The organism is Streptomyces sp. NPDC051976, from assembly GCF_040680795.1.
Taxonomy (GTDB): Bacteria; Actinomycetota; Actinomycetes; order Streptomycetales; family Streptomycetaceae; genus Actinacidiphila.
Window position 1 is genome coordinate 1 of record NZ_JBFAXL010000099.1, and the last position, 19,879, is coordinate 19,879.

Annotated in this window: 19 protein-coding genes and 2 pseudogenes; 10 read left to right on the plus strand and 11 right to left on the minus strand. The window is 68.3% G+C overall.

The genetic code is table 11. The features are described from left to right. Positions 1 to 921, plus strand: a 921-nt coding sequence (locus AB0M29_RS42925; RefSeq protein WP_365392684.1) for a glycoside hydrolase family 3 C-terminal domain-containing protein, incomplete at its 5' end; no start/stop codon positions are given. 84 nt (positions 922 to 1,005) lie between these two features. Here AB0M29_RS42925 and AB0M29_RS42930 read toward each other — a convergent pair. Further along, positions 1,006 to 2,028, minus strand: a complete 1,023-nt coding sequence (locus tag AB0M29_RS42930; RefSeq protein WP_365392688.1) for a LacI family DNA-binding transcriptional regulator — start codon at positions 2,026 to 2,028, stop codon at positions 1,006 to 1,008. A 114-nt stretch (positions 2,029 to 2,142) separates the two neighbouring features. Here AB0M29_RS42930 and AB0M29_RS42935 point away from each other — a divergent pair. After that, a pseudogene (locus AB0M29_RS42935) lies at positions 2,143 to 2,465 on the plus strand (transposase); the annotation flags it as partial. 300 nt (positions 2,466 to 2,765) lie between these two features. On the opposite strand, the gene AB0M29_RS42940 reads toward AB0M29_RS42935, so the two are convergent. Next, complete coding sequence (locus tag AB0M29_RS42940) at positions 2,766 to 3,008, minus strand: HNH endonuclease (protein WP_365392732.1); 243 nt, start codon at positions 3,006 to 3,008, stop codon at positions 2,766 to 2,768. A gap of 138 nt (positions 3,009 to 3,146) precedes the next feature. On the opposite strand from AB0M29_RS42940, the gene AB0M29_RS42945 reads away from it, so the two are divergent. Beyond that, positions 3,147 to 4,586, plus strand: coding sequence for a M1 family metallopeptidase (locus AB0M29_RS42945; protein ID WP_365392691.1), 1,440 nt, complete (start codon positions 3,147 to 3,149; stop codon positions 4,584 to 4,586). A 99-nt stretch (positions 4,587 to 4,685) separates the two neighbouring features. Here the strand turns inward: AB0M29_RS42945 and AB0M29_RS42950 are convergent, their stop codons facing one another. The 7 genes from AB0M29_RS42950 to AB0M29_RS42980 all read right to left on the minus strand — a co-directional run bounded on the left by AB0M29_RS42950 (position 4,686) and on the right by AB0M29_RS42980 (position 13,514). After that, the gene (locus AB0M29_RS42950) at positions 4,686 to 5,960 is read right to left on the minus strand and encodes an IS701 family transposase (RefSeq protein ID WP_365392695.1); all 1,275 of its coding nucleotides are present in this window, start codon (positions 5,958 to 5,960) and stop codon (positions 4,686 to 4,688) included. Between the two features lie 250 nt (positions 5,961 to 6,210). Next, entirely contained in the window at positions 6,211 to 7,800 is a 1,590-nt protein-coding gene (locus tag AB0M29_RS42955) for an IS1182 family transposase (protein WP_365392697.1), read from the minus strand. 237 nt (positions 7,801 to 8,037) lie between these two features. Next, positions 8,038 to 9,366, minus strand: a complete 1,329-nt coding sequence (locus tag AB0M29_RS42960) for a glycoside hydrolase 100 family protein (protein ID WP_365392699.1) — start codon at positions 9,364 to 9,366, stop codon at positions 8,038 to 8,040. 1 nt (position 9,367) lies between these two features. Continuing rightward, a complete protein-coding gene (locus AB0M29_RS42965) occupies positions 9,368 to 10,459 on the minus strand; it encodes an ABC transporter ATP-binding protein (protein ID WP_365392702.1) in 1,092 nt (363 codons plus the stop codon). An 8-nt stretch (positions 10,460 to 10,467) separates the two neighbouring features. Continuing rightward, entirely contained in the window at positions 10,468 to 11,319 is an 852-nt protein-coding gene (locus AB0M29_RS42970) for a carbohydrate ABC transporter permease (RefSeq protein WP_365392705.1), read from the minus strand. Between the two features lies 1 nt (position 11,320). Continuing rightward, positions 11,321 to 12,181, minus strand: a complete 861-nt coding sequence (locus AB0M29_RS42975) for a sugar ABC transporter permease (RefSeq protein WP_365392708.1) — start codon at positions 12,179 to 12,181, stop codon at positions 11,321 to 11,323. A gap of 13 nt (positions 12,182 to 12,194) precedes the next feature. Beyond that, the gene (locus AB0M29_RS42980) at positions 12,195 to 13,514 is read right to left on the minus strand and encodes an ABC transporter substrate-binding protein (RefSeq protein WP_365392711.1); all 1,320 of its coding nucleotides are present in this window, start codon (positions 13,512 to 13,514) and stop codon (positions 12,195 to 12,197) included. 174 nt (positions 13,515 to 13,688) lie between these two features. On the opposite strand from AB0M29_RS42980, the gene AB0M29_RS42985 reads away from it, so the two are divergent. Together AB0M29_RS42985 and AB0M29_RS42990 are read left to right on the plus strand one after the other, a co-directional pair. Further along, positions 13,689 to 14,834: an ROK family protein gene (locus AB0M29_RS42985; RefSeq protein WP_365392714.1), complete on the plus strand. Its 1,146-nt coding sequence runs from the start codon at positions 13,689 to 13,691 to the stop codon at positions 14,832 to 14,834. 455 nt (positions 14,835 to 15,289) lie between these two features. Further along, complete coding sequence (locus AB0M29_RS42990) at positions 15,290 to 15,826, plus strand: heme-binding protein (RefSeq protein WP_365392716.1); 537 nt, start codon at positions 15,290 to 15,292, stop codon at positions 15,824 to 15,826. Positions 15,827 to 16,001: 175 nt separating this feature from the next. On the opposite strand, the gene AB0M29_RS42995 is transcribed toward AB0M29_RS42990, so the two are convergent. Then, positions 16,002 to 16,475, minus strand: coding sequence for a MarR family transcriptional regulator (locus AB0M29_RS42995; protein WP_365392719.1), 474 nt, complete (start codon positions 16,473 to 16,475; stop codon positions 16,002 to 16,004). A gap of 104 nt (positions 16,476 to 16,579) precedes the next feature. Continuing rightward, on the minus strand, positions 16,580 to 17,050 hold the full coding sequence (locus tag AB0M29_RS43000) for an NlpC/P60 family protein (protein WP_365392721.1): 471 nt from the start codon (positions 17,048 to 17,050) through the stop codon (positions 16,580 to 16,582). Positions 17,051 to 17,458: 408 nt separating this feature from the next. Here AB0M29_RS43000 and AB0M29_RS43005 point away from each other — a divergent pair, with 408 nt between their 5' ends. The 5 genes and pseudogenes from AB0M29_RS43005 to AB0M29_RS43025 all read left to right on the plus strand — a co-directional run. Next, a complete protein-coding gene (locus AB0M29_RS43005) occupies positions 17,459 to 17,878 on the plus strand; it encodes a transposase (protein WP_365392733.1) in 420 nt (139 codons plus the stop codon). Then, positions 17,857 to 18,348, plus strand: coding sequence for a transposase (locus tag AB0M29_RS43010; RefSeq protein ID WP_365392724.1), 492 nt, complete (start codon positions 17,857 to 17,859; stop codon positions 18,346 to 18,348). The genes AB0M29_RS43005 and AB0M29_RS43010 overlap by 22 nt, the downstream gene beginning before the upstream one ends. After that, entirely contained in the window at positions 18,321 to 18,932 is a 612-nt protein-coding gene (locus AB0M29_RS43015; RefSeq protein WP_365392727.1) for a transposase domain-containing protein, read from the plus strand. Before AB0M29_RS43010 ends, AB0M29_RS43015 begins: the two co-directional genes overlap by 28 nt. 28 nt (positions 18,933 to 18,960) lie before the next feature. Then, positions 18,961 to 19,275, plus strand: a complete 315-nt coding sequence (locus AB0M29_RS43020; protein ID WP_365392729.1) for a hypothetical protein — start codon at positions 18,961 to 18,963, stop codon at positions 19,273 to 19,275. A 147-nt stretch (positions 19,276 to 19,422) separates the two neighbouring features. After that, a pseudogene (locus AB0M29_RS43025) lies at positions 19,423 to 19,879 on the plus strand (transposase); the annotation flags it as partial.

Below are 19,879 nucleotides of genomic sequence, written 5' to 3' on the forward strand. Positions count from 1 at the left end.
GCTGAGTCGGCGACCGCGCAATTACTCGACGACGCGTCTGTCAGGACGTTGCCCACCGCTCACGGCCCGGTCCGGGTGCGCGAAGGGCGTCTGGGCGACGTCCAGACGTTCGTACTACCGCGCTCCGGTCCACGCCACCCGCTGCCCGCGGAGTCCGACAACACCACACTCAACCTGCCGAACAACCAGGACTCGCTGATCTCCGCGGTCGCCGCGGCCAATCCGCACACGATCGTGGTGCTCAGCGACAACTCGGCGATCATGATGCCGTGGCTGAACCAGGTCGCGGGCGTGTTCGAGACCTTCTACCAGGGACAGGAGTTCGGCCAGGCGATCGCGGCGCTGCTGTTCGGCGACGTGAACCCGTCCGGGCACCTGCCGATGACCTTCCCGGCCTCGCTCGCGCAGGTGCCGGCGAACACGGCCGCGCAGTGGCCCGGCGTCAACGGCACCGTGCAGTACTCCGAAGGGCTCGACATCGGGTACCGCTGGTACGACGCGAACAACGTCACGCCGCTGTTCCCGTTCGGCTTCGGCCTGTCCTACACCAGCTTCTCGCTCAGCAACCTGCAGGTCGGGGCGCTGAACAACGGTCAGGCGACGGTGACGGCCACCGTCACCAACACCGGAAGCCGGGCCGGGACCGAGGTGCCCCAGCTGTACGTCGGCGATCCGGCCTCGGCCGGCGAGCCGCCGCACCAGCTCAAGGGCTTCCAGCGGATCACGCTGAACCCCGGCGCGTCCGGCACGGTCACGTTCACGGTGACCGCGCACGACCTCGCGCACTGGGACACCACGTCGAGCAACTGGTTCGCCTCGGCGGGCAACTACCAGATCCTGGTCGGTGACAGCTCGCGCAACCTACCGCTGACCGGCAACCTCAACAACCCCAGCGACGTCACGGCCAACGCCATGGACTGACCCGGGATCGCACCCCGAGGGGCGTGAGGCTCTGCTGCCCGGCCATGGCAGCACCCCCTCACGCCCCTCTCACGTGTCACGGCGCTACGCGCTCTCGCGCATGACGAGCGTCGGCTGGAACACCCGGGACTGCAAGGTCTGTTCCGGCACGGCGATCTGCTCCCGCAGCAGCTCGACCATCTGCGCCGCCATCGACTCGACCGGTTGCCGCACCGTCGTCAGCGGCGGGTCGCAGCTCAGGGCCGCGCTGCTGTCGTCGAAGCCGACGACGGCCATCCGCTCGGGGATCGCGATCCCGGCGCGGTGCAGGACGGCGACCGCGCCGAGGGCCATCAGGTCCGAGGCGACGAACACCGCATCGGCGTCCGGCGCGGTCGCCAGCAACTCGCGCATCGCCGTCGCTCCGCCCGCCTGGGTGAAGTCGCCTTCGACGCAGCCCGCCTCGGTGAGGCCGTGGTAGGCGAGCCGCTCGCGGAACGTGATGAGGCGTTCGCGGCCCGCCGGGGTGTCGAGCGGGCCGGAGGCGGTGGCGATGCGGCGGCGGCCGAGTCCCACGAGGTGGTCAACGGCGACGTAGACACCGGCCCGCTGGTCCAGTTCCACGAAGCTGATCGGCAGCGGCTCGCTGGGACGGGCGAACAGGACCGCCGGGACCTTGGCCTCCGCCAAGGCGGCCGGGAGCGGGTCGTCGGTGTGGGTAGAGACGAGGAGGACGCCGTCGACGTGACCCTGGCCCAGGAAGTTGATCAGTTGGTGTCGCGAGGGGTCGTCGTCGACCATCGTCAGTACCAGTTGCACGCCGCGCGGGCGGACGGCCTGGGTGACGCCGATGACGACGCGGCCGAAGAACGGGTCGGCGAAGATCTGGCCGGCGCTCATGTCGGAGACCGCGAGCGCGATCGAGCCCGTGGTGCGGGTCACCAGCGAGCGCGCGGCAAGGTTGGGCGTGTATCCGGTCGCGGCGATGGCCTTCTCCACGGCCTCCCGCAGCGCCGGCGCGACCGAGGCCTTACGGTTCACGACCCGCGACACCGTCGCCCGGGACACCCCGGCGACCTGCGCGACATCGACGAGCGTGACCACGGCCGTCGCGGGCTTCTTCGGCATGAATGAGTTATACACGCTGTGCGATTCGGTTCCGCACCGTCTCCGGCAGGCTGTCGGGGGCGTCGATGCCATCCCTGATCTTGCGTGGGTATCCCCGGCTTCAGCCGGGGAGGGCAAGGCATTCCGGCCGCGGCCGAGCACCTGGAGGCCGCCCGCGAGGACCTACTGGCATCCGCGTGTGGTCTGGAAGTCGATCTGGTCCGACAACCCGCAGGAACGGCTGAACAAGGAGATCCGCCGGCGCATTGACGTCGGCGGGATCTTCCCCGACCGTACCTCGGTCATCCGCCTGATCGGCGCCGTCCTGGCCGAGCAGACCGATGAGTGGATCGAAGCCCGCCGCTACATCGGCAGCGACATCCTCGCCCGCTGCCGCCTACACCCGATTCGAAGGACAGGCCCCCGAACCAGCCACCGCCACAGCCCTGACCGCCTAACCTGCAAAAGGATCGCCGAGTGGCCGTCGATACACCACTCCAGCGGACGTGACCCGCCTTACCTCCGCTCGCGCTGTCCGTCGTGGTTCACCGTGCGCTCGAAGTTCGGCTCGCCTCCGCTCGCGCCGCGGAGAGGACTGCTTGCCTTGGACGTACTTGATCCAGGAGTCCGGCTCACCTCCGCTCGCGCGGAGATGAGTCGTCGGCGGGGTCGAAACGGTTGGTGAGTTCGCCTGTCGCCGACATTCCTTGCTCGCGCTCGCCGGGGAGAGGGCTGCCGGGGATTCGCCTCCGCAGAGTTCATTCCGCACGGTTTTCCGCAGCGGTGCCGAGAAACAGGTGCGCCGGGTTGGTGCATCCCGCTTCGTCGCACCGATGACACAGAACCGCGTCGTTGCTGTCGCTCCAGCCCAGCCGCGGTATGACGCCGTACGCCAACTGGTACGCGAACAGGTGCGCGGGTACTGTCCCCTTCCTGGATACGCCCGGCAGGCTGGCGGCGCGGAAGACTGGTGGAGAGCACTTATTTCCGATGTGTGCTATTCCTTGCCGTCCCTGTCGCTTGGGGGGTTTGCGTCCCCCGTTCGGACTCTTCCACGTGGCTGGGGCGTGCGGCGCTTTCTAGGGTCGGCGTGTACCTGCCACCGATCGCGGGTTCGTGTCCTGCGCTGGAGGATCCCTGTGCGTTCCAGAGTGATCGTGTCCGCCGCTGCCACCGTGCTGGGCGTGCTGCTGGCGATCCCGGCGGCCCCGGCCGGCGCCGGCACCGCGGTGCCGGGTGCCCCCGGCATCGGCGACCCGTACTACCCCACCTACGGCAACGGCGGCTACGACGTCTCCCACTACGACCTGAACCTGAACTACCAGCCCGCCACCGACACCCTCCACGGCACGGCCCGGATCACCGCCACCGCTACCCAGGGCCTGACCCGCTTCGACCTGGACTTCGCCCTGACCGTCTCCACCGTCACCGTCGACGGCCGGCCCGCCCACTTCGCCACCAGCGGCGAACAGGAACTGGTCGTCACCCCCGCCCGCACCTTCCCGAAGGGCCACCGCTTCACCGTCGCCGTCACCTACAGCGGCGCCCCCTCCAGCGTGAAGCGGTACGGCTTCACCTCCTGGCAGCGCACCCCCGACGGCGGTGTCGCCGCCAACGAACCGGAGTCGGCGTGGTGGTGGTTCCCCAGCAACGATCACCCCCTGGACAAGGCCACCTACGACGTACGCGTCCAGGTGCCCGACGGCGAGCAGGCGATCAGCAACGGCCTCCTGGTCGACCAGCGGTCCGCGGGCGGCTGGACGACCTACCACTGGCGCGAGAGCGAACCGGAGGCCACCTACTTGGCCACCCTCGCCGTCGGCCACTTCGACATCACCCGCAGCCGCACCCGCACCGGCATCCCCGTCATCAACGCCTACAGCCCCGACCTGCCCGCCCCCACCGCCGCCAACGCCCGCGCCGCCGTCGAACGTACCGCCGAGATCGTGGACTTCCTCAGCGGTTACTTCGGCCCCTACCCCTTCGCATCCGCCGGCGGCTACGTACCCAACGTCACGTCCAAGGTCGCCCAGGAAACCCAGACCCGCGCCTTCTACGGATCCCACTGGTTCGCCGACGACGCCAACACCGGCGTCGTCGCTCACGAGTTGACCCACCAGTGGTACGGGGACAGCGTCTCCCTGACCCGCTGGGCCGATATCTGGCTGAACGAGGGCTTCGCCACCTACGGCTCCTGGCTGTGGGAGGCACACGAGGGCGTCGCCACCGTGCAGCAGATCGCCCAGTACATCTACGACATCCACCCCGCCGACGACCCCTTCTGGACCGTCGAACCCGGCGACCCCGGCCCCCTCCACCTCTTCGACCACGCCGTCGACGACCGCGGTGCCCTCACCCTCCAGGCGCTCCGCGACACCATCGGCGACCATGCCTTCCTGACCCTCCTCAAGGCGTGGCCCGCCCAGCACCGCTACGGCAACGCCACCACCGCCGACTTCCAGCGCCTCGCCGAACGCCTCTCCGGCAAGAACCTGACCTCCTTCTTCCGGGTCTGGCTCTACACCCCTGCCAAGCCCCCCACCCCCAAACGTCCAAGGACTTCATTCACGCGACACTAGTAGGACTCCGTTAGGTTGCTGTGGATCTTGGATTTGGTCTGGTGGCGGGCGTTCTTGGCAGGGGGCGGTGGCAGGTGGTGCAGGTGCCGGTCCAGCAGTTCAGCAGGTCCTGGAGGGCGTCGAGGGTCTGGTAAAGGGTGAGTCCGCTGTATCGGCTTTTGGGGCCAGGCGCTGTTCGGTGAGGAAGGCGTGGGCGGCGGTGACCAGGGTGACGTGGTGATGCCAGCCCGCCCAGGAGCGCCCTTCGAAGTGGTCCAGGCCGAGGCCGTGCTTGAGTTCGCGGTAGTCGTGCTCGATGCGCCAGCGGATCTTGGCAAGGCGGACCAGTTCGGCGATCGGTGTGTCGGCGGGCAGGTTGGACAGCCAGTAGTCGGTGGGTGCTTCGGCTCCGGCCGGCCATTCGGCCAGCAGTGTGACGTCGGGCAGGACGCCGTCCCAGCAGCCGTATCGCGTGGCAGCGGCCTGGGCCAGGCGGCGGGCCCGGACCCCGGCCGGCCGCACCCGAACGGCCAGGAAGCGTGACCGCATCGGCCCGCGGGAGCCTTCCCGCCAGGTCACCTCGGTGAACGCCTGCCGCCCATGGCCGGCCGCCAGCGCCGCCACCGAGGACGGCTTGTCGCGGTAGCGGGGCTGCGGCCTGCGGCCGTTTCCGGACCACGCCGGGGCGGTGGGCCGCGCGTCGTGGGGGTGGACGGTCACGTCCGACCGGACCGCCACGACATAGCCGATGCCCCGGCTGTCCAGGCCGTCGCGGAAGTCGGCGTTCTGCCCGTAGCCGGCATCGGCCACCACCGCCGGCGGCACCAGACCCCACCCGGCCAGCTCATCGATGGTGTCCAGGGCCAGGCGCCACTTCTCCCGGTGCCCGACCTCTGGCGGCATCCCCGTCTTCCGCCGCCGCGGCGCATCGTGCGCCCACTCCTTGGGCACGAACAACCGCCACTGCAGCGGACAGGAAGCCGTGTCGGAGACCGCGTGCACACTCATCGCGACCTGGCAGTTCGCCTGCTTGCCCAAGGCGCCGCAGTACTGGTGCGCGACCGACACCGACATCTTCCCGTCCTTCGGGAACGACACGTCATCGACCGCCCAGGCATCCGGGCCGATTCTCGGCACCATCCGCTCCGCGATCCGCCGCCGTACCGGCACCGGATCCCACGGAGACTGGTTCACGAACTGCTGCAGATTCTGCTCGTTGCCATCCGGCAGCCGCTCCGCCATCGGCTGGATCGACTTGCGCCGCCCGTCCAGCATCAGTCCCCGCAGATAGCAGTCACCCTTGGCCCGCTGGTCCTTGCGCGGCACCGACGCGAACACGTCCGCTACGAATAACGCCAGCTTCGCCCGAGCACGGTTCACTTCATGTGCGTCCACACCCCCAACATGCCCCCAAACAGGACCGCGAGACAGACCTAACGGAGTCCTACTAGGTGAGTGGTGTTAAGCGGGCTCCTCTGAGTTGCCGGTTCAGGGCCGAGGGCGTCACATCGCCTCTGTCTGTCTGCGGGATTGGGCCGTCGCCTGATGGCCAGGATTCGTTGCGGGGCGGTCAGGGGCGCTCTTCGGCGGGGCTAAAGCCCGCCCGGGTGTCTCCTGAGGCGTCCCGGGTAGCCCACCAGGACGGTCATCCGGTGGCGGTCGCCCAGGTTCCATCGGCTGTGGACATGATTCCGAGCACGCCGAGCCGCGCGATGTTGGCAGCGGCGGCGAGCAGGGAGAAGTCGGCGGCGATCTTGGCCCGCCCCCGCACCCGGGCCCGGCGTCCGCCGTGTCGCCGCCGCATCAGGTGAGCGATCTTGCGTTCGACCTTGGGCCGGGTGGCCCGGTAGGCGGCCAGCCAGGCCGGGTCGGCACTGCGTGCCCGGCCGCGGGCCAGATGCTCCTCGTGCGGGCCGATGGTGATGACGCGTCCGTCCCTGGCGGTCGTGCACCGGGCCGCGAGTGGGCAGCCGTCGCAGGCGGCCTTGAAGCAGGCCGCCCCACGGCCGTCAGACTTCGGGCGGATCGGGACGGTCACCTGGTTCGGGCAGGTGACCTGCCCCGCCTGAAGGTCAATGACGAAGGCGTCCTTGGAGAACCGTCCGCCGGGCGCGTTGGCCGCCTGCACCTTGACCATCACCCGGGCGCCGGCCCCGTCCAGCTCGGCCAGCAGCGGTCCGGTCCCGTAGGCGGCGTCGCCGTAGACCTCGGCCCGCCCACCCGCGGCCCCTTCGCCCGGGGCGGGCGCGTTCAGGACGTCGGCCAGCAAGCCGGCGGCCGGCACGGCGTCGCCGGCGTTGCCCGCCGTGACCGCGGTCGCGGTGATGACCTCGCTGTCGGGGTCCTCGGCCACATGCCCCTTGTAGCCGTCGAAGGACCGGTTCACGGTCTTGTGCCCGTGCCGGGCCTCGGGATCGACCGTGGAGATCACCCGGTCCGCGGCCACCTTCCGGGCGATCCGGAACACTCCGTCACCGTCCAGGTCCAGGTCCTGGCCCAGCACAGTGGCCAGCAACCCCGCAGCCTGGTCCACCTCCTGCACCAGGTCCCGGCCGTCCAGCACGGCCAAAAGCGCGTACCCGTCCCGGGCCCGCGAATCGATCAGCGCCTCCCGCTCACCGGCGTCCGTCCAGTCGATGACCGGCTTGGCCGTGTCGGTGTAGGCATCGCCGCTGCGCAATTGCGCCCGCAACTCAGCCCGCAGCACATGACCGGCCGCCCGCAGCAGACCGCGAACGGCCGAACGGATCAGCGTGATCGTGTCCTGCGTAGCCACCGCGTCATAGACCGGCGCCGAGTCCAGCACCCGGCGGCGGCCGACCAACCCGGCCTGCGCGGCGACCTCCACGGTCCGCTCGAAGATCCTGTTCGGCCGGGCCGAAGCAGCCAGCCGCGCACGCATGTCGACCAGCACGGTGTGCACGAACCCCGGATGGTCGAAATCCAGCCCGCCGGCGGCGTACTTCCAGCGCACATCGAAGCCGAACCGGTCCACCGCTTCACGATCGGACAAGCCCTCCAGACGCTGCAGGACCATCACCACCGCCACGACCACCGGCGGCACCGACCTGCGGCCGTCCTCGGCGAACAGATCCGCGAACATCTCATCGGGGAACAACGCACGGCACTCGCGGTGCAGCACCGCGTAGACCGAGTTCGGCGCCAGCCGACCCTCGCAGAAACCCGCCGTGGAGGAGAGCAACCCCGGCTGCATCGGAGTCCGGCCCACTGCCATCGCTCAATCTCTCCCCACACCCAGCGACCAACACCCGGCAGCCTGGCACACGCCGAAGACCCAACGCGAGCCCACACGATTAACACCAGTCACCTAGAGCCGCTGCAGGCGCCGGAAAGCGAGAGCGGCACGCAGGGGGATTGCGGTCTCGGTGCACCTCCTTGGGCGGGACGCGAGCGCGACCGGTACGGCCCTGGCGGTCCTCCTCGAACGCTGTAATGCCCCACGGGCTGCGTGTCAACTGAGCCATCCCAGTGCTACCGCGGCGGTCCAGGACTGATGTGAACTTCCTAGTGCCTCGCCGGTGAATGGCTCGTAGTATTCGCCGAACGCCAGGTCGCCGAGCTGCGCCAATGATTGGGCTCGGATCGAGTCGGCGAATTCGCTGGCTCCGTGGCGGTTCAGAGCCCAGTACAAGAGCCAGCTGATGACTGGCCATTGGGGGCCGCGCCAGTAGGACCGCGGATTGAAGGCGTCGCTGGTGGGTGAGGTGGAGGGAGGGACTGCGTAGCGGAGTCGGGGATGTCCACACCATTCCTCGCCTGCCAGCAGGTCGAGTTGGCGCTTCATGATGTGGTCGCTGCCGCCGCTGAGCAGCGGAGCGAAGCCTGCAACGGTCTTGGTTTCCACCCACGTGCCGGTCAGTGTGTTTCGGTCACGGGCGAGTCCGGTCTCAGCGGCCACCGTCGACAGGACTCCCTGCCGGAACCTGTCGGCGAGAAGGCGCAGTTCGGCTGTATCATCGGCTCGATTCAGCGTGTCGCCGATGTCTGCGAGGACGTCGCTGGCGACTGCCATGATGGCGGACATGAACACATCGGCCATGCGGAATGGGACGACTTCGGGTACCTGTGTGTCATCGTAGCTGGCTTCTCGCATCTGTTTCAGCAGTTGCAGATAGCGGTGGTATTCGGTGTCCGTAGGGCGCTGGGTGGGGTCGGTGACGTGGTTCAGGTCGTGTCGGCGTAGTTTCAGCAGCGCGTGATCTGGTTGGACGGCGGCGTAGGCCGTGTCCCATCGCGGTGAGTTGTCCATGCCGGATTCCCAGCCGTGGTAGATCTGCAACAGTCCGCGCTGGTGTGGATCGCGTGCCTGAGCGAGCCAGCGATGCCATGCCAGCCATTGGTCGAACGTGCGTGCCACGAACTCCTCGGCCTGCGCGCGGGCTGTTCCGCCTGTGTGTCGTGCTGTGGCCAGCAACTGCTGGAGGGCGATGGCGTGTACGGGTGGTTGGCAGATGCCGGATGTTTGCACGTTCTTGGGCGCGGCTGGTGAGACGTGCGAGTTCCACACGTCGGCACCCGGAAAGTAGTCGGTGCCGGGAGCGAACACGATGTGCGGCAGCATGCCGGTGCTCCACTGGGCGGTGAGCAGCACGTCGAGTTCGGCGATGGCTCTTGGCACGGAGACGGTGGCCAGCCCCACGGCGATGAATGCGGCGTCCCAGCTCCACTGGTGCGGGTACAGTTTCGGGGCCGCGGTGGTGAGTGTTCCGGTGTCGTTGGCGCGCAGCACGTAGGCGGCGTGTGCGGCCAGCCGGGTCTCGGACGCGGTCGGGGTTGCCATGTCAGGCGTCCTCCAGCAGGAGCGCGGTCTCTGGGTCGTAGAAGCGCAGTTGGGGTTCGGAGAGGTTGAGCCGCACCTTCGTGCCGGGTTCGGCGCGGAAGGTGGCAGGTGCTTGGACTTTCACGTCGTGGTCGGCGAAGCGCACGGTGAGCAGGACTGCGGATCCTGTCGGCTCCACCACGTCGACCTTGGCGGGCAGGCCGCCGGAGTCGAAGGCGTCGGCTGTGACGCCGATGTTCTCGGCCCGTACGCCCATGAGGACGGGCCGGCCGGCGAAGGAGGCCAGGTGAGGGGGTGCCTGCCAGCGCATCTCACCTGCGCTTAGCAGGACCTGCCCGCTGCTCGATGTCACGTCCACGGGGATGAAGTTCATCGGCGGCGAGCCGAGGAAGCCGCCTACGAAGCTGTCGGCGGGATGATCGTAGACGTCGATGGGATTGCCGAGTTGGGTGATGCGGCCCTCCCGGACGACGGCGACGCGGTCGCCGAGGGACAGGGCCTCGGCCTGGTCGTGGGTGACGTAGATGGTGGTCGTGCCGATCTGCTGCACGATCTTCTTGAACTCGGTGCGGAACTGCAGCCGAAGCAGGGCGTCGAGGTTGGACAGCGGCTCGTCCATCAGCAGGACGTCGGCGTCGACGACGATGGCCCGCGCGACGGCGACCCGCTGGCGCTGGCCGCCGGAGAGCTGGGACGGGTAGCGGTCCAGGTAGTCACGGAGGTTGAGCAGGTCGGCAGCGCGCTGGACGCGCTCGGCGATTTCGGCTTTGGGCCGTTTGGCGAGCATCAGGCCGAAGCCGATGTTCTGCCGGACCTTCATATGGGGGAAGACCGCGTAGGACTGGAAGACCATCGAGACATTGCGCCGGCGGGCGGGCAGGTAGGTCACGTCCTTGCCGTTGATGCTGATCGTGCCTGAGTCGGGAGTCTCCAGCCCGGCGATCATCCGAAGCAGGGTGGTCTTGCCGCAGCCGCTCGGCCCGACCAGGACGAGCAGTTCGCCGTCGACCACGTCGAGTGAGATGCCGTCGGTGGCGGGCTTGGACGTGCCGGGGTGGGTCTTGGTGATGGTGCGGATGGATATGTCGGCCATTTTCGTCCTTACCGGAGAGTCGTTCCCCACATGTTCAGCAGATACCGGCGCATCAGCGCGATGAACAGCAGTGCCGGCACGACGAGGGCGAACCCGCCTGCATAGCGGTAGGTGAGGGGTGAGTAGTTGAGCGCGCTGAGGACCTGAGCCGGCAGTGTGCGATGGCCGAGGGTGAGGATGGAGGCGCCGAGGACCTCATTCCAAGAGGTGACGAAGGCGAACAGTGCGGCGGCGACGATTCCAGGGAGGGCCTGCGGCAGCACCACGCGGACGAAGGCCGCCTGGGGTGAGGCGCCGAAGACAGCCGCGGCCTCCTCGTGATCGCGGGGGACTGCGACGAAGACCGAGGTGGTGATCAGCACGGTGGTGGGCAGTGCCAGGGCTGTGTGCAGCAGCGTCACGCCGTACGTCGAGTCGTACAGGCCCGTGGACAGGAAGATCTGGGTCAGGGGGACGGAGAGCACAACGATCGGCAGCGCCCTGGTCAAGACCATGAACAGCTGGTATGAGCTGCGTCCTCGGAAGGTGTAGCGCGACAGCGCGTAGCCGGCCGGGACGCCCAGCAGCAGCGACAGGACGACGGTGAACACCCCGACCTGGACCGAGTTGACCAGCCCGGGCATGACGCCGCTCGCGTTCAGGAACGACCGCATGGTGGTCGCGGACAGGTGGGTGGGCAGCAAAGGCAGAGGGAAGTGATTGAGTGAGTCGGGAGTGGAGAACGCGGCCAGTGCGATCAGGTACAGCGGCATCATCATGGCCAACGAGACGGCGACGCAGACCACGTGCAGGCCGATCCGTCGGCTGCGCACGGGGCGGCTGCGTGTGGCGGTGGGCGTGTCGGCAACGGGGCTGGGCATGTCATCGGCCCCCTTCCTGGGTCCGGTCACGCATGGTCCGCAAGTAGACCACCGAGGTCACCAGGGCCAGCGCTAGTACCACCAGGGCGAAGGAGGCAGCGACCTCGGGATTTTGCAGCGTGGCGTACCACTGGTAGGTCTGGCCGACCAGCAGCGTGAAGTTCTGCCCCGTCAGCGCCTGCGCGACGGCGAAGGTCTGCAGGGCGAGGATGGTGCGAAGGATCAAGGCCACCTGAAGGCTGGGCCGCAGTTGCGGCAGCAGCACATGGCGCAGCCGCTGCCAGTACGTTGCGCCGAACACCTCGGCCGCTTCCTCGTAATCCCGCGGGATGCCCTGCATGCCGGAGACCACGATCACCAGGACGAGTGAGGTCGCCCTCCACACCTCGGCCACCAGGATGCACACGAAGACGGTGACCGGATGCTGGTAGGACAGCCATGAATAGCCAGGCAGACCCACATCGTTCAGTATCGAGTTGAGGTAGCCGCGATCGGTGAAGACCGACAGCCAGACCAGGCCGGCCGCCAGATCGCTGATGGCCAGGGGGATGACCCAGGTGTAGAACCATAGTTGGGCGAACCGCGGTCGGGCGCGCAGCAGCAGTGCCATGGCGATGGCGAAGGCGAACTGGAACGGGATCACCACGGCGATGAGCACGATCGTGTTGCGCAGGGACGGCCAGAACTGCGGGTCGCCGGTCATCTTGTGCAGGTTGGCCAGGGTGAAGCCGTGCGACCCGTAGACCGCCTGTCCGACGCCGACCACCAGCGGCCAGATGAAGAGCGCCAGCATGAACAGGGTTGAGGGGGCCAGCAGGACGGCCACTGTTCCACCGGGCCCGGAGCCAGATCGTCTTCTCACAAGCGGCGTCACCTTACGCCACCCGGCAAGTCTCGCCGGCGATCGCTTTGTCCGGCATCCAGCATGCGGCCTTGATCTCGGACAGCAGGTCGTTGAGCTTCTTGGCTTGTGAGTCGAGCACCGGCTGGATGGACTTGCTCTGAAGGCAGATCAGGGTGAAGGTATCCTTGAACACCTGGGAGATCTCGCCGTCCTTCGCTCCGACGCCGACCGGCGGAAGACACGTGATGGCGTCTTTGGCGTGCTGCTGGCGGGTCACGGCATCCGACTCCATCGACACCGCGGCGGGCAGTTCGCTGGGAAGTCGGCCGCCGATCGTGGGGAGGAAGCCGTTCTCCTTCAGCACGTCGTCCTGCGCGCCGGGGGTGCACAAGGCCTTGATCACCTTGCGGGCGTCGTCCTGGCGCGGAGCGCCCTTGGGGATGCCAAGGCCTGCCAGTACCAGCATGTAGCCCAGGCCCTTCGGGCCGCGCGGTGCCGGAACAATCATCCAGTCCCCTGGATTCTTCGCCGGGGCGTCTTTGAGACGGGTGACGTGGTCCCAGGCGACCAGCACCTCACCGCTCTGCAGCGGCTCCTGCATGTCGTTGTAGTTGGTGGAGGCGGGAGCCGACACCGACCACAGATCCTTCATGTACTGCCATGCCGTCACAGCGTCGGCGCTGCGGAACGGGACGATCTGCCCGCCTGTGAAACTGGGCAGCAGGTACCCCTGGAAGAACCGGTGGTAGAGACCGGTCGGACCGGCCGGTATGCCGAAGATGGGATGTCCGGCACCGCGCTTGGCGGCAGTCATCCAGTCCAGGAGCTGACCATACGTCAGATTCTTTACGTCGACACCGTGCGGCAGCCACTGCAGTGCCTTCTTGTTGACCGCCATTACGTACGACGCCTGCATCCACGGCACGTACTTCGGCGTCGCGCCGCCAAACTTCGCCACGTCGATGAGTGCCTGGGGGATGTGCTGGCCGGCAAGCTCCGCCAGCAGCCCCTCGGCGTCGAGGAGCTGGTCCGCATAGGGGGAGAGGTCGCCGTGCAGCCCACCCACCATCCCCACCGAGAGCTTTCCGGCCTTGATCTGCGCGGTGAGGGTGGTGGCGAAGACGCTCGCGGTGACGGAGTTGAACGCCACACTCGTGCCCGTCACCCGGTTCTTCAGGATCGAGTCGAAGTTCTGTGTCTCTTGGATCGGGTTGAACTGCGTGGACAGGAAACTGAGCGCCCCGCTGGGCGCACCTGTGGTGGACGCTCCGCTGCACGCGCCGAGCACAGCGGCGGCAGCGCCGCCGAGGCCCGCACCGAGAACGGAGCGCCGGGAGATGCCTACAGCCATCGTCAACTCCTGCTTGGGTGGTGGAGGGGCGCACGCTCACCCCTTTGTGTAAGATGGACTTACGTAAATCAATGTTTCGTAAGTAACGCGCACAGGCTTCGGGCGTGTCAAGAGGAAGGACTGAAGTTGGATAAATTGGGGCGCTATGGGCGATTTGCCGAGGAGTCCGGTCGCATGTCGAGCGCGAGTCCTGGTCGGCTTCTGGCGCTGATCCGATCCGGTGACCAGTGGACCCGGCAGCAGCTTCTTGAGGAGACGGGAATGTCGCGGCCCACCTTGCTGGCACGGCTGGCGCCCTTGATCACCGGCGGCCTCGTGTATGAAACCGGCCCGCTCGCCTCTCCCCGCGGACGTCCCGCGCAACTCATCCGCTTTGACGACCGCAGCCTGCGGACGCTGGCCATCGACGTCGGCCACACCCGCGCCCAGGTCAGCGTCACCGACATCTATGGGAGGGCACTGCGGACCCGGCAGACCCTGGTGGACATGTACGAGGCAGACGCGGGAGACCTACTGCCACCGCTTCTCGGCATCGGCGCCGACCTTCTGGACGCGGGAGATCCCCACGAACGGTTGGTCGGCGTCGGAATCGGCCTGCCCGCACCGATCGACCCCAGGACCGGGGCACCCGGGCGGAAATGGATCATGCCAACCTGGCAGAAGTACCCCATCAAGGAGCGCATCCAGGAACGCTGGGCGGTTCCGGTGGTGCTGGAGAACGACGCCCGGGCACTGGCCCTGGGGGAGTCGGGCATGCACGAGGCCCGCACCGTGCTGGGGGTCAAATGGTCCAGTGGCCTCGGCGCCGGCCTCGTGGTCGACGGGCGCCTGCTCGACGGCGAAGACGGGTCCGCCGGCGACATCGGCCACATCCGAGTCGTCCCTTCTGGACCTGAACCCCAATGCCGCTGCGGTTTGTACGGCTGCGTAGCGGCATACGCCTCCGGCCACGCCCTCCTCGAACAGCTAAACCTGCACAGCCTGGGAGAGATCGTGCAGCGCAACCAGGCCGGGGACACAGCGGTTGACCAAGCCCTCACCGCCGCCGGAGAACATGTCGGCGCAGTCCTGGCCAGCCTCATCTCCATGCTCAACCCAGGCGTACTGATACTCAGCGGCATCATCGGCCGCATCCCCCACGTGGTTGACGCAGTCAGCCGACAAGTCCGCGCCACCGCCTTGAGCCACAGCACTGCCGGCCTGCGCATCGTCTCCGGCGGCCTCGGCGAACAGGCCGCGTCCGCCGGCCTGGCCCGCCTGGTCGCCGAGCACGTTCTAGACCCGGCCGTGGTGGACGCAGCCATCGTCGCGAGTCGGTGATTCAGCACCGCAAGCGTGAGTACTCCGGCAGCGCGCGGATCGTGTAGGGGCGGACGGATCTTTCCAAGTGGGTGTGCAGATGGGCTTTCGGCAGCAAGCGAAGATCTCTTCCCTGCGCGCTGTCGTCTGGAAGGCTCCCGGAGAGGCCGGATAGGGGCACTGCACCTCCCGTTCTGGGCGATGGAGTGGTTGACCTGCAGCGTAGCGAGCACCGGAATCGCTCGCGGCACCGTACGTGTGCCGGTCCGGCGGTGAGGGTCCCGTTCGTGGGACTGGAGCACCGAGCGACGTCCCCGCAGGTGAGAGCCCGCGGCAGCACCGCCTCGCAGGGACATCGGCAGATCATGTGACGGGGGTCACATTCCCCGAGGTTGTTTGAATTTGAACTAACGAGGTAGTGTTCCGTCCCGTCAGGAAGTTCCAATTCAAAACAACCTTGTCCCAGGGGAGCCGTCATGACCCGCAAGAGCCTCACCGTCACCGCCGCCCTCGTCGCAGCCGGCGCCGTGACCTCCGTGCTGACCATCCTGCCCAGCGCCTCCGCCACCCCGCACACGGCTCCGGCCCGGGACTCCGTCAGCAGCACCCGGCTCGGCACCGCCCCCTACCTCACGCTGTCGGCGGCCAAGAAGATCTCGGACATCGCGATGCAGGAGGGCATCAAGAAGGGGTACCCGGTCTCGGTCACCGTCGTGGACCGCGACGGCGTGGTCATCAACCAGCAGCGCGCCGACACCGCCACCGGCGCCACCGTCCAGGTCAGCTTCGAGAAGGCCTACGCGGCTGGCGGCTTCCAGACCCCCACCGCCGATCTGCAGAACGCCGCGAAGACCTCGCCCGGGTTCACCTACATCCCCGGCTTCAGCGTCCTGCCTGGCGGCGTCCCCATCACCGTGGACGGTCACATCGTCGGCGGCATCGGCGTCTCCGGCGCCCCCACCGGCGAACTCGACGCCGACTTCGCCAACACCGCCCTCAAGGCCCTGTCCTGACCATCACCACCGCACAGGCGCATGCCGCCCGGCCACACGGCCCGGGCGGCACACGCCTACCTACGCCCGGCAGGGCCGGTCGGCCCCGCGGACCGGCGGCCGTCCTCCGCCCCGGTGGGGCCGCGACCATCAACCTGAGGCGCCGCGGACCGACTCTGTGCGGGCCGGAGGCCCTTCAGGAAGCCGGCTTCCCCGAATCGGACAGGCGGTCGACCAGGGTCGTGAGCCCCTTGCGGAGTCCTTCGAACTCCTCCTCCGACAGGCCCTCGACGAACAGTTCGCGGACCACGGTGGCGTGGCCGGGGGCCGCGGCGCGGACCTTCTCCAGGCCCGCGTCCGTCAAGGAGGCGACGACTCCGCGATCGTCGCCGGTGCAGGAGCGGCGTCGCACCAGCCCGCCCTTCTCCAACTGCGTCACCTGGTACGTCAGACCGCTTTTCGAGGTGAGGGCCACATCGGCCAGCACGGTCATCCGCAGTTCGCCGTCCGGCGCGTCGGCCAGGCGGCTGAGAACCTCGTACTGCTGATGCGAGAGCTTCGCGTCATCCTTCAGCTGCTGCTCGATCTGCCGCTCCAAGAGTGAGCCGACCAGCAGGAACGCCCGCCACGCCTCCAGCTGGCGCTCGTCGAGCCACACCGTGTCGGCCACCTGATCCTCCGATCCCGCCCGCCTTGAGCTCCCTACTGCTTCTAATTTTAACCACCTGGCCGGCGAGGGCTGCATGCGGCGGTCGGGCACGGGGGCGGCTCCGGCTATTGGAGGACGACGCGGCGGACGGCGACGACGCGGTTCTCCGCCGGCACAGCGTTGCGGGTGCCTGAGTAGGGGGTCAGGCGGACCCCCGCGCCGCTGTGGGGGGCTTCGAGGAGGAGGCCGTCACTGGGAGTGCCGTCGGCCCCCGAGGCGAAGACCAGGTCACCGGGGAGTGGGGTGTCGACGGACACGGGTTGGCCGATGACGACCTGGGCGTAGGTGGTGCGCGGAAGTTCTAGGTCGGCTGCCCGGTACCCCTCCTGGATGAGGCTGGAGCAGTCGCACCAGTGGGAGGGGGCGGCGCCGTGGGCGTCGGTGCCTGTGTAGTTCGGAGAAGGAACGGCCGGTGCCGAGGGACCGCCGCAACTCCTGTGGTCCCGGCGCCATCGCCGGGCGGGCGCGCCTACGGCCCTGAGAACCCCGTCGCGCGGCACGTGGTGGACGTGGTGCTGCGCATCCTGGGGCAGCATTGGTTCGCGGTGACATATGCCGGTCGGTGTGGAACACCGCTCTTGAGCAGCGCCGGGAGTACCGGCGGCGTGGGGCGTGGAGGAACTACGTGCCGCAGGCTGCCGAGCTGGCCGATGCGAAGCGTGAGTTCCCGTGGTTGAAGGACGCACCGTCGCACGTGTTGCAGCAGACCCTGCGGGATCTGGATCGGGCATGCCGTGAGCACGGCACGTTCAAGGTCCGGTGGCGTTCCAAGGCCCGCTGGTCGCCGTCGTTCCGCTTCCCGGCCGGAAACCTGATCACGGTGGAGTGTACCGGCCGCAAGTGGGGACGGGCGAAGCTCCAGAAGCTCGGATGGGTGAAGTTCTGCTGGTCACCTCCCCTCGGGGTGAAGTGCGGTCGGCGACCGTCACCCGGAAGGGACAGCGCTGGTTCGTCTCCTTCCTGGTAGAAGACGGCAGCACCACACCCAGCCAGCACGCGATGCCGGACACCGCCGTCGTCGTGGGGACCCAGGCGTCAAGGTCGCCGCGACCACCAGCAACGGAGACTTCCACGACCGCCCGTACGTCACCGAGGGCGAGACGAAGCGGCTTCGCCGCCTGCAACAGCGGCTCTCCCGCTGCAAGCGCGGCAGCAACCGCCGCCGGGCCGTGAGGGCGAAGATCAACGCCATCACCGGCCGAGTCCGCAACCGGCGCGCGGACTTCTGCGCGCAGACCGCCCACACACTGACCACCCGTAACGCGGTGGTGGCGCTGGAAGACCTCCGCACCCAGAACATGACCGCCTCGGCGAGCGGCACCGCCAGCAGCCCGGCCGAGGAGTGCGCGCCAAAGCCGGACTGAACCGGGCCGTCCTGGACAAGGGATGGCACCTGCTCGACCTCGCCCTTCGCAACGCGGCGCGCACCACCGGGACGACGATCACGCTCGTCCCGGCCGCGCACACGTCGCAGACGTGCAACGCCTGCGGACATGTGGACCCGAACAACCGCGAGAGCCAAGCGGCCTTCGAGTGCACCGCCTGCGGACACCAGGACCACGCCGACGTGAACGCCGCGAAGAACATCCTCATCGCCGCAGGGCATGCGGTATCAGGGCGTGGAGACCTCGGGGTTACCCGGTCTACGAAGCGCCAACCACCGGCAACACGCACACGCACGGGGCGCAACCCCCGCGCGGCACGCGCGGCCGGAATCCCCGTGCTTCAGCACGGGGAGGAAGTCAAGAGTACTGATATCGAGCGCGGGCGGGGTGACGGGGCGGCGGCCGGGTCGTTGGGCCGGTCATGCACCCGTGGACCGGTTATCCGATGATGTCCGGCTCGGGGGTGCCGACTGAGTGGTTCCCGCCCGAGTCGGTGGACGAGGTGCTGGCCGAGTACGGTCGGCAGGACAAGCACCCAGACGCACTCACGGCCAGGCTCATGGTCTGCTACGTGCTCGCCTCCGCCCTGTTCCAACAGCACTCCTATGACGACGTCGCGGAGCGCCTGGTCGGTGCCTTGGGCTCGATGGACGAGGCGATCCTGAACAAGTCCTCGATCACGCTGGCCCGGCAGCGGCTGGACGCCGCGCCGCTGGAGGCAGTCTTCCATCGCCAGGCCGGGACGGTGGCCCCGCCGGGCCTGGCCCGGTCGTCTTACCGCGGGATGCGGCTCGCAGCCGTCGACGGCATGGTGTTCGATGCCTCCGACACGGCGGCCAACCGGGCAGTGTTCGGCGGACTGCTGGGATGCAAGAGGCAAGCCGTCTGGATTCCCGATGGCCAGGGTGGTGACCTCGGCGGAGACCGGGACGCATGCCTCGATCGACGCGGCCCTGGGCGCGTTCAGCGGCGAGGACGGTCGATATTCATCGATGTGCGGCCCGATTTTCGGGCACTGTTCGTTTGCGCCTGATCTCCCTGACTTGCAGCAAGCCTCCTGGATGCCGATCCAGCGACACACCCTGGTCAAGGATGATGCGTCGCCCGATGATCCGGAGCTGGAAGAGTACTGGGGGAACCGTCGGCGCAGGCGGGTGCAGGCGGTGGGAGAGCCCAGGGACATCCTCTCCCTCGCCTACCGTCAGCGGGGGCTGTGTCCCAGGTGCGGCCTGGATCTGATCGACGGAGCCGGGTTCGACCCGGACGACGTTCAGGACTGGGTCAAGTGGTTCACGGGGAGCCTCCGGGCGATCCACGTGCACCACCTGACCTACCGCAGCAAGGGCGGCAGTGATCACCGAGCAACCTGGAGCTGATCCACACGACCTGTCATCGCCAGGTACACGCTGGCGACCGGAAGCTTGACACCCACCGGCAGCCACAGGAGCTTGAGCCGGATGCGGGGATGACTCGCACGTCCGGTTCTGAGGGGGCCGGGGCAGCAATGCGTCCCGGCTACCCGACTGCTCAGCGTAGTCACTGCCGACGGCACCACCGAGACTGGTTCCCTGATTGACGAGATCGTCCGCGAGGGCGCCCGCCGGATGCTGGCCGCCGCACTGGAAGCGGAGGTCAACCAGTACATAGCCGAGTTGGCGGCCGAGACCGACGAGCGAGGCCGTCGCCTGGCTGGTCGAGGTCACGGCCCCGCGCGTCAACGACCGGCGTGTGGACGCGGCCACCGGCGAGCGCAAGCGGTTCTCCTCCAAGATTCTTGCGCCGTGGTGCCGCAAGTCCCCGAAGATCTCGGAGGTGTTGCCGCTGCTGGTCCTGCTCGGCGTCCGCCTGGACGGCACCAAGGAGCTGATTGCCCTGGCCGAGGGGTTGCGGGAGTCCACCGAGTCGTGGGCGGACCTGCTGCGCGACTGCCGCCACCGGGGCATGCGCGACCCGGAGCTGGTGGTCGGCGACGGCGCGATG